This window comes from Klebsiella sp. HN106 (assembly GCF_051209435.1).
Lineage (GTDB): Bacteria > Pseudomonadota > Gammaproteobacteria > Enterobacterales > Enterobacteriaceae > Klebsiella > Klebsiella oxytoca.
Genome location: NZ_JBLURD010000157.1, coordinates 1 through 345, shown reverse-complemented (window position 1 = coordinate 345; position 345 = coordinate 1). Strand labels below are relative to the sequence as shown.

The following is a 345-nucleotide window of genomic DNA, read 5'->3' as shown; positions in this document are numbered from 1 at the left end:
TAACGCTCAAGAAATTGGGCTTAATGCCGAAAACAATAAAATAAAACAGCCAACCCTTGAGGTTCTTATGCGCCAGAATTTACCAGTGACGGGTCGAAACTTAGAACTCCCAAAAGATGCCAATATTCTTTCGACTACCTCCCCTCAAAGCCATATCACGTACGTTAATCCTGACTTCATTAAAATCAGTGGTTTCACTGAGGAAGAACTATTAGGCCAGCCTCACAACATCGTAAGACACCCAGATATGCCGCCTGCTGCATTTGAGCATATGTGGAGTACATTAAAATCTGGCCGCTCATGGATGGGGCTAGTAAAAAATCGCTGTAAAAATGGCGACCACTA

1 protein-coding gene is annotated in these 345 nt (G+C 43.2%); it reads left to right on the top strand.

Annotated features, from left to right (window positions below; all coding sequences use genetic code 11):
* Positions 1 to 67 precede the first annotated feature (67 nt).
* The coding region (locus tag ACSIPU_RS30760; RefSeq protein WP_263908009.1) for a PAS domain-containing protein at positions 68 to 345 on the top strand (278 nt) is incomplete at its 3' end.